At 53.5% G+C, this 8,364-nt stretch carries 10 protein-coding genes; 1 reads left to right on the plus strand and 9 read right to left on the minus strand.

Features of this window, described 5'->3' with window-relative positions:
- The 9 genes from PPL9_RS14130 to PPL9_RS14170 all read right to left on the minus strand — a co-directional run.
- A partial coding sequence (locus PPL9_RS14130; protein WP_208989372.1) for a nitrite reductase occupies positions 1-1,174 on the minus strand: 1,174 nt, incomplete at its 3' end.
- Positions 1,149-2,363 (minus strand): heme d1 biosynthesis radical SAM protein NirJ, encoded by a 1,215-nt coding sequence (gene nirJ / locus PPL9_RS14135; RefSeq protein ID WP_057463306.1) that lies wholly within the window; start codon positions 2,361-2,363, stop codon positions 1,149-1,151. The genes nirJ and PPL9_RS14130, both read right to left, overlap by 26 nt.
- Positions 2,299-2,874, minus strand: a complete 576-nt coding sequence (locus tag PPL9_RS14140; protein ID WP_057463307.1) for an AsnC family transcriptional regulator — start codon at positions 2,872-2,874, stop codon at positions 2,299-2,301. The genes nirJ and PPL9_RS14140 overlap by 65 nt, the downstream gene beginning before the upstream one ends.
- Positions 2,871-3,359 (minus strand): AsnC family transcriptional regulator, encoded by a 489-nt coding sequence (locus tag PPL9_RS14145; protein WP_200962320.1) that lies wholly within the window; start codon positions 3,357-3,359, stop codon positions 2,871-2,873. The genes PPL9_RS14140 and PPL9_RS14145 overlap by 4 nt, the downstream gene beginning before the upstream one ends.
- Positions 3,356-4,354, minus strand: a complete 999-nt coding sequence (locus PPL9_RS14150) for an Lrp/AsnC family transcriptional regulator (RefSeq protein WP_057463308.1) — start codon at positions 4,352-4,354, stop codon at positions 3,356-3,358. The genes PPL9_RS14145 and PPL9_RS14150 overlap by 4 nt, the downstream gene beginning before the upstream one ends.
- A gap of 55 nt (positions 4,355-4,409) precedes the next feature.
- Positions 4,410-5,591: a cytochrome D1 domain-containing protein gene (locus PPL9_RS14155; protein WP_057463309.1), complete on the minus strand. Its 1,182-nt coding sequence runs from the start codon at positions 5,589-5,591 to the stop codon at positions 4,410-4,412.
- A complete protein-coding gene (locus PPL9_RS14160; RefSeq protein WP_057463310.1) occupies positions 5,588-5,959 on the minus strand; it encodes a cytochrome c in 372 nt (123 codons plus the stop codon). Before PPL9_RS14160 ends, PPL9_RS14155 begins: the two co-directional genes overlap by 4 nt.
- Entirely contained in the window at positions 5,952-6,755 is an 804-nt protein-coding gene (gene cobA / locus PPL9_RS14165; protein ID WP_057463311.1) for a uroporphyrinogen-III C-methyltransferase, read from the minus strand. Before cobA ends, PPL9_RS14160 begins: the two co-directional genes overlap by 8 nt.
- A gap of 10 nt (positions 6,756-6,765) precedes the next feature.
- Complete coding sequence (locus tag PPL9_RS14170; RefSeq protein WP_152986696.1) at positions 6,766-7,029, minus strand: hypothetical protein; 264 nt, start codon at positions 7,027-7,029, stop codon at positions 6,766-6,768.
- A gap of 493 nt (positions 7,030-7,522) precedes the next feature.
- On the opposite strand from PPL9_RS14170, the gene PPL9_RS14175 reads away from it, so the two are divergent.
- On the plus strand, positions 7,523-8,364 hold an 842-nt coding region (locus PPL9_RS14175; RefSeq protein WP_152986697.1), incomplete at its 3' end, for a multicopper oxidase domain-containing protein.

Here is an 8,364-nt window from a genome sequence, read left to right on the forward strand (position 1 = left end):
CCTGCCACTCCCAGCTGATGCCGGAGCCTAGATGCGGGAAGCCGGGTAGGTCGATTTTGGCAATGGTCGCGCCTTCATCCATGTCCACCACAACACCGCTCTTCCCGTCACGAGACGATCCCATCAGGTGTTTGTAGGACTGGTCGAAGAAGAAATCGTCCATCGGCGCATCAACCTGAATACGGCGCAGGGCGAACAAACCTTCAGATGTTGGTTTCGCACCATCCTTGCCGTAGTTCTCAGCATCGACATAGGCATCAAACTCAGGCTCTGCCTTTGGATTGGTCGCCACTTCCCAGACTTCAGGCACATCCTTCATTGCAACAACGAAGCTGTCACGTTCTGGTGCCTGATAAACTGCAGAAACACGTGTGGTTTCGCCGCCTAAAGACTCTGCATCAAAGATCTTCTCAACGGTGAGGTCCTCAGCAGACAACATCACCAGAGAATGTGGCAGGTAGTTTGCCAGTGCAATGTGCTTGCCATCGCGGGAAAGCGCGATGTTACGGGCATTGATACCGCCGCGTACTTCGCCAACCACTTTCAGCGCCCACATATCGTATTTGGTGATCCAGCCATCACGGGACATGAAGAACACGTAGTGTCCGTCCGGTGTAAACTTAGGGCCGCCATGCAATGCAAACTGGGTTTTGAAGCGGGTGAGCGGTTCAAACGTATCGCCATCCATGACGGTGGCGTAGTGATCACCAGTCTCCACGACCACAAACAGGTTCAGCGGATCGGATTCATAAACCGGCTTTTCAACGGGCTTGTAGTCCTCGTTGAACACGCGGGTCGCGTTGATTTCCTCTTCACCCCACACCGGCATTGCGCCCAATGGGGTCTTTACCAGATTCACCAGATCAGCGACTTGTTGATCGTTGAGCTGATCCCCGAAGGCTGGCATCTGGGTGTGAACACGACCATCCTTGATGGTCGATGTCGCAGCACTTACGCGCAGACGCTTCAGACTTTCCGGGATGAGCGCAGGGCCAATGCCGCCTAAGCGGTCACCACCATGACACTCCGCACAAAGCTCCTGATAGGTGCCTTTTGTGGCGTCAGAGACTGGATAAAGCTCAAGCTTTTTACCGCGTGCTTCCGCAGCGCCTGCCAACATGCAGGTTGCCAGCAAAACTCCGGCGAGTTTAGGCATAAACGTGTTTGGCTTCATGACGAGCTCCCCGGAATGGTGTTGTTTCAACGCGCTGGTGGTTTGCATCCCCAAGACCGATCTCTTCATCCGTCAGGTAACAGGATGGATCTTCCGCCCAAGGGTCACCCGTCAGCTGCAGCGCGCGCACGCGCGTGTTGCCATTACAGATGTTGAAGTATTGGCAAGATCCGCAGCGGCCTTTGATCTGGCGCGGGGTCTGCTTCAAACCAGCCATGACCGGGTCGGATACATCCTGCCAGATCTCGGAGAACTTGCGCTCTTTCACGTTGCCGATGGTGTAGTGCCACCAGAAGCTGTCCGGATGCACTTTGCCGGTGTTATCGATGTTGCCGATGTTTACACCAGAGGCATTGCCACCCCAGCGCTCCAGCATATCTTCCAGATAACCAGCTTTTTCCGGCATGTTCTCACGCACCCACTGCAACAGGTAGATGCCATCCGCATCGTTGTTGCCGGTCACGTATTCGTTGGATTTGCCAGCCAGCACATCTTCCCACGCCTTTTCAATCAGGTGGGTCATGGCTTTACGGGTCACGTTCAGGTGCGCATCTTCACCACGGTTCTTGTTGCCACGGCCTGCATACACAAGGTGAGACAGGTAGATCTTGTCCACTTTTTCGCGAGCGCACAGATCCAGATAGTCATCCAGCGTATCGGCATTTTCTTCTGTCAGCGTAAAGCGCAGGCCAACTTTAACGTTTTCCTCGCGCAGGTAACGCACAGCCTGCAATGACAGGTCAAACGCGCCATCCATGCCGCGGAAGTCATCATGCACTTTGCCAATGCCATCCAGTGAGATGCCGACATAGTCGTAACCGATCTCACCAATCTTGCGCGCCATATCTTTGTCGATAAGCGTGCCGTTGGTGGACAGGGCGGTATAGAAGCCAAGCTGTTTGGCGTGGGCCGACAGCTCCAGCATATCCGGGCGCATCAGCGGCTCACCACCAGAGAAGATGATAACCGGGACGCGGAAGCCCTTCAGGTCATCAATAACCTCATAGGCCTGCTTGGTTGAAAGCTCGCCGGGAAAATCTACATCGCCTGAGGTTGTATAACAGTGCTTGCACTTCAAATTACAACGGCGGATCAAGTTCCAGATAACAACCGGACCAGCAGGTTTACGCGCTGGTGGAAGTGGATACGGATCCGCTAGAGCTTTGAGATAATGGGTCAGACGAAACACGCGGGCTCTCCCCTCTGCGACGAAGTCTAAGTCCTGTTTTTTTCAGGGTTTTTGTCGAAAACAGGACATCATTTCCATTGCATGATGTCCCTATGAGCGCCTCTATTTCCTTGACTAAAGTCAGACACTCTTCGCGAGTCTTTCCATGCACCATGGCAAAGACATTGTACGGCCATGTGGGTAGCCATCTTGGGCGCTGATAGCAGTGGGACACAAAGTCCAGAGAACCCATCATTTGTCCAATGCGTTCAACGTCCTCATCAACGATATTCCAGACGGACATGCCGTTGGCACGCATGCCAAGGGCGCGATGATTTGGCACAGCCGCAATACGACGAATTGCACCGTTTTCTTTCATGGAAGCAACGCGTTCCAGCACCAGCTCTTCGCTCACGCCAAGCTGATGGGCAATCTGCGCATATGGCTCGGAAACTAGCGGCAAACCTTCTTGCAGCGCAGCCACCAGAGCACGGTCAAATTCGGAGAATTCTTCGATACTATGCGTGCTCATACTGGAACCTTAAACTCAATAAAAAACTCGCGTTCTTTCGGGAACTGCCGGACCGGGATTCCGGTCAGCTCTTCAATGCGTTTCCCGCAACTCTCAATTTCGTCAGGGGTTTCCGTGGCAAGCACGAACCACATATTCAGCTCGTGATCACGGGCATAGTTGTGCGCCACCTCTTCCAACGAGTTCACCTGTTCAGTCACCTCGTCATAGCGCTCTTCCGGTACAGCCATAGCGCACAGACAGAAGGCCCCGCCCATTTGAGCAATGTCGAACATTGGCCCGAAACGAGTGAGGATACGCGTCTTAAGCAGCCATTGCAGGCGCTCAAGCAGCAAGTCTTCTGCAATGCCCAGTTCTTCTGCGACCGCCGCATACGGCTTTGAGACAACCGGAAGGCCGTCCTGCAAGCGGTTGATCAGCTTGCGGTCCAGATCATCCAGATGCACCTTGGCAGGTTCATTGAGGTGGGCAATATCTGTGCTCATGCACTTACTCCAACACTGCGAGACAGACGGGCACCACGCTGCTTGAAGCACTTGGTGGAGAACAGCACGTCGCTGCTCATCACGTGCTGCGTGGCCGTGGTGGAAAGCCGGTTGATGACCTCCAGCGCCTCTTCACGGCTGTTCGCGTGGGTCATGGTGTACAGGTTGTACGGCCAAAGCGGCATCTCTCTGTTGCGCTGGTAGCAAAGGCTCACCATCGGGTCTGCAGAGAATATGGCGCCAACGTCATCAATATGCTCATCACGAACATTCCAGACCGTCATCGCATTCGCCTTGTAACCGATGGACCGATGCCGCACGACCACACCAAACCGGCGAATGATGCCAGCATCCTGCAGCACTTTCAGCCGTTCAAGCACGGTGGTTTCCGAGCGCCCCAGCTTCAGCGCAATGCGCAGGAAAGGGCGGTCCGAAAGAGGAATGCCATCAGACAGTTTTTCCAGCAGGTTGATGTCACCAGGCTCCAGAACCGACATATCGACCGGCGGGAGTACGGGGGTCTTCTTTTCCAGCCGCTGCTCTGTCAAAGAAAACCCCAGATCCAGGTGGAAAGCCTTTTCCATCCGAAAAGCATGAACGACCAGATTGGTGTTCTGCTCAATACGGGCGAGCGTGGCCTCTAACGTCGCCCGATCCCGTTCAACAACCACGAACCAGATATTGAGATCATTCTCACGCAGGTAGTTGTGGTTGACCCCCGGCTCATCGTTGATGAGCTGCGCTGCCGTTTCCACAAAGTGTGGAGGCGCTGACACTGCGGCCAGGCAACTCGCGCTCACTGTATTTGGAGCCAATACCGCGCCAATACGCGAAATGACGCCATTTGCGACCAGCCGTTCGTAACTGCTGATCGCGTCTAAAGCGTCCACCCCGGTTTCCCGGGCTATGAGATTGAATGGCTTAGGGACAAGCGGAAAATTATGCTGCCACTTGTCCACCAATACGAGATCAATATCACTCAGCTGTGCGCTCATATCGCAAACTCCCCAATCGCTCGGGCGGCCAGTGCCGCCCTGGGAAAGCCGGGACCTAAAGCCCCAGCTGGTGTGCACGTGAAGTAAAGAAGATGCCGCTTGGTTTTTCCGCTGGCAGAACCTCTTTCAGGGAGAAATCCGTTGTGTCGTAGACATGAATTTCATTCTTGTCACGAACGGACATCCAGACTTCGTTGCCGCGCGGAGTGAACTCCATATGCAACACGCCCGGTCCCGGCTTCATCGTTTTGATGATCTTGCGGTCCAGAATATCGATCACCTGAATGGTATCGTTGTGTGGAGGCGCAAAGTTCACCCAGATCTGACGACCATCAGGACGCGCCATGGCAAACACCGGCTGACCATGTACCTTTACGCGATCGACTTCAGTGAAGTCACGCTCATCCATGAACAGCACTTCGTGGCGGCCAATGGCAGGCAGTGCGTACATGCCGTTGGCTTTCGCCCAGCCTTCCAGATGGGGCATCTTGTAGACCGGAAGAGGCTCTTCCCCCTTGCCGTAGCCATCCATGATGCGTTCAACTGTCAGAGGCTCTTTCCAAAGATCCACATGAGCCAGACCGTCTTCACCAAACAGGCCAACGATGTAGTGGCGGCCATCGCCCGTAACCAGCGCATCGTATGGGAAGACGCCAATGTCTTCGAGTTTGGTGATCTCAGGCTTCAGGCTCTTGGAATAGTCCAAAATCCATGTTTGCTCACCATCCCAAAGGGAGAAAGCAAAGCGACGACCGGGCAGATCCACAAGTCCAATGGTCTTGGACTGATTGCCAACTTCGTCATAAATCGCAGGCACTTCGGAGACCAGCTCCAGAGTTTCCGCGTCAAATACATTCACGCCGCCCGGCTTGTAGTTGGCGACGGCGATCAGCTTACCATCATCAGAAATGGCGCCGCCGATGGAGTTGCCAGCCTGCATAACGCGGCCAACAAGCTTGCCAGTGAGCATATCCACTTTGGACAAGCCACCATCGCGGCCAAACACATAGGCGTAGCGCTCGTCTCGCGAGTAAACAACAGAGGCGTGCGAGAGGTTGCCCAAACCCTCTACCTGAGCCAACACAGTACGGTCTGTGCTTTCGACAATCAGGGCTGTTCCTGTGGCTCGTTCGATAATCAGACCCAAATCGCCCGTGGCGCGCAGGTCTTCAGAACTGGCTGCAGAAGCAAATAAAAGACCCGCACCTAAGGCTGCGGCAGCAAAAAACGTCTTCACTTGAATGCTCCTGTTTTAAGACCTTCCGCAATGAAGGCCGCTTCAGTTTCGGTGAGGAAGCCGCGCCATGGTGGCATTGCCGTTCCCGGCAATCCGCCAAGGATCACTTCCTGAATGACATCAGAGTCCATATGTTCCAGATTTTCTGGAAGGATTGGCCCTCCAAGACCGCCCTCAAGTGTCAGACCGTGGCAGGACCCACAGTCCTGCTGCACGAAGTCTGTCAGCTTTTCGCGATCAATGATCTTGAGGGCCTCTTCATCGGCAAGAGCCCCAAGGGGCGCTCCAGTCAGCAACGGAAGCGCCAGCACCCCAGCCTTCAGAAAAGAACGCAGCGGGTTTTGCACACTCCGCTCTGTCTTAGCCATTGATAACCTCCAGATGAGGTCTATCGCCCCATTTTGCCTCACTGCCGGAGAAGGACGGCAGCTCCAGAGAGTCTTTTAGACCCACAACATCACCAATCATGAACAGTGTCGGCGCTGGTAGTTTAGCTGCCTTAGCCTGCTCACCGATTGTGGTGAGTGTGCCGAACACTTTCTGCTCTTCTGATGTGGTGCCCTTCGAGATCGCAACAGCAGGCATGTCTGCAGGCATGCCGTGCTCAACAAGCTTGGTAGAAATCTCGGCGATGGCAGCAAGGCCCATGTAGATCACGAGGGTGGTGTTAGGGTCCGCAAGGCTGGCCCAATCCAGATCGAGGGGTACATCTTTCTGGCAATGCCCGGTTACGTATCTTAGCCCCGTTGCAAGGCCGCGATGCGTGAGTGGCAGGTTTAGGCTTGAGGCACAGCCTTGCGCAGCTGTGATGCCTGGCACGACTTCATAGTCGACACCGGCAATGACCAGTTCAGCAGCTTCTTCACTGCCGCGGCCAAAAATAAACGGATCCCCACCTTTAAGGCGCACAACACGCTTACCTTCTTTGGCGAGATCAACGAGTAACTGGTTGATTTCTTCCTGAGGAATAGGATGGCTCTTCGGCTTCTTCCCGACAGGATAAAGAGCTGTCTTAGGCGGAACCAGATCCATAATTTCCTGAGAGACCAGACGATCGTAAACAACGACTTCAGCGTCCTGAATGCGCTTCAGAGCTTTCACTGTCAGGAGATCCGGATCACCCGGTCCTGCGCCAATCAGACTGACCTTACCAATGCCTCTCATAACTCATTCCTCAAATCGAAACTGGCGAAAATAGAGGGACAATCCGCGCCCCTCTGGTGATCTGGAGTGTTGCCGAACCGATGTCTTTTAAGGTGTTAGAGACATAGAACTTGCCCCAAGGAGCAATCAGGGGTTCGTCTTTGATGGCACTTTCATAATTGAGAGTGTTGTCATCAAATGCTGCTGACTTCTTACGAGCGCTTACAGCCACGGCGCTGACTGCGCATTTCTGCGCGATACTGGCCAAAAAACGGAGAATTGATTTAAACGACACCATAAACTCCAATAGAAACGAACCTTACCCGGCATCGTTATGTAAGCTTGCCCTCGAGCTTCTTACATTGACCATCGTCAAGTTATTGTGAGCGCCTCATGAAAGGCTATTATTCGCATATATTTCAATGGGTTGATGTGTGTAGAAATTTCACTGAAATGCAACCGCATGTGGTGATATCCCAGCTAAATTGACATAGGTCACGCAAAGGCAAAAAATACGTAGACTTCCCACAATAAATAATCGTTCTAAATTGGAGAAAGAGATTCCGTTTCAGGCATTTACTTCCCGGCAACGGCAAGTTGGCACCCGTCCAAAGCTGCACGGAGTGCGCGTTTAGGGAATAAACGTAAGGTCAGATTGGAACCGACCTTTTTACCTAACGGAACCTTAACCCCGTTGCCAAGCAACGTTTCCACCACTCCCCCATCCTCAGTAGGTTGAAATCAAAACCAACAAGCACTTGAGTGCTGCCGACGTGAGGAACCGCTACATGAGTGAGGCGAAGCCCTTTTCCTTCCTGAGCCCTATCAAAAACCCGCCAGCTTACGTAATGGATCCTGAAAAGAAGCATCTGGAAGTTACTCTGGATGTTGAATACGACACCAACAATGTTTTCAGCTTTGAAAAGCCTCACAACGTCCCAACCTACACCCGAGTGTTCACAAGCGATCTTACCAAAGAGGTTGGAAACACTCTGACTGGCCCAACCATTGAGGTCAGGCCGGGTTCAAAGCTGCAGATCCACACACACAACAAGTTGCCGGAGCAGGACCAGACCGAGCCGGATGACATCAACTTCCCTTACGGGTTCAACAATTACAACATCCACACACACGGCCTTCACGTGACGCCGGAGTCTCCCGGAGATAACGTCTGCATGACCATTCGCCCCGGCGAAGCCTATGACTACGAGTACGACATTCCAGCGGATCACCCTCCGGGGGTCTACTGGTATCACCCGCACAAGCACGGGTCCGTGGCCTTGCAGGTTGGCAGCGGCATGGCCGGTATGATTATCGTGCGTGGCGCGTTTGATGATCAGCTCAAAGAGATGGGTGTGAAGGAATACTGCATGGTGTTCCAGAACATTGCCGTGAACGCTGAGGGCAAGGTGGAGGACCAGAAGCAGGTCGCCAAGTTCCCCAACAGTGAATACAACATCACGGTCAACAGCCAGTATTGCCCGATCATCAAGGTAAAACCGGGAGAGCTGATCAATCTACGCCTGTTGAACGCGACCACACGCTCCTCAATCAACTTCGAATGCCCGTTCTTCGGGCAGATGTTTATCTACGGGTATGACGGCAACCCCACTGACAACTACCGCAGACA

The organism is Pseudovibrio sp. POLY-S9 (assembly GCF_001431305.1).
GTDB lineage: Bacteria > Pseudomonadota > Alphaproteobacteria > Rhizobiales > Stappiaceae > Pseudovibrio.